Origin of the sequence: Bradyrhizobium pachyrhizi, assembly GCF_001189245.1 — a bacterium.
In the GTDB taxonomy this organism is placed as follows: Bacteria; Pseudomonadota; Alphaproteobacteria; order Rhizobiales; family Xanthobacteraceae; genus Bradyrhizobium; species Bradyrhizobium pachyrhizi.
Window position 1 is genome coordinate 1 of sequence record NZ_LFIQ01000046.1, and the last position, 323, is coordinate 323.

A 323-nucleotide genomic window follows, 5' to 3' on the forward strand; every position below is an offset into this window, starting at 1 on the left:
GAGGACGAGGAGTTCAAGAACGCGCAGACCGCCGGCGGCTACGCCAAGGAAATGTCCAAGGAGTACCAGGCCAAGCAGGCCGCGCTGACCGCCGAGCACATCAAGAAGCAGGACATCGTGATCACGACCGCACTGATCCCGGGCCGTCCGGCGCCGAAGCTCGTCACCGGCGAGATGGTGAAATCGATGAAGCCCGGCTCGGTGCTGGTCGATCTCGCGGTCGAGCGCGGCGGCAATGTCGAGGGCGCCAAGCCCGGCGAAGTGGTCGAGACCGACGGCATCAAGATCGTCGGCTACACCAATGTCGCCGGCCGCGTCGCGGC

General features: G+C 66.3%; 1 pseudogene. It reads left to right on the forward strand.

What is annotated here, in order from left to right:
- Positions 1-323, forward strand: a pseudogene (locus AKL29_RS07375) (NAD(P)(+) transhydrogenase (Re/Si-specific) subunit alpha); the annotation flags it as partial.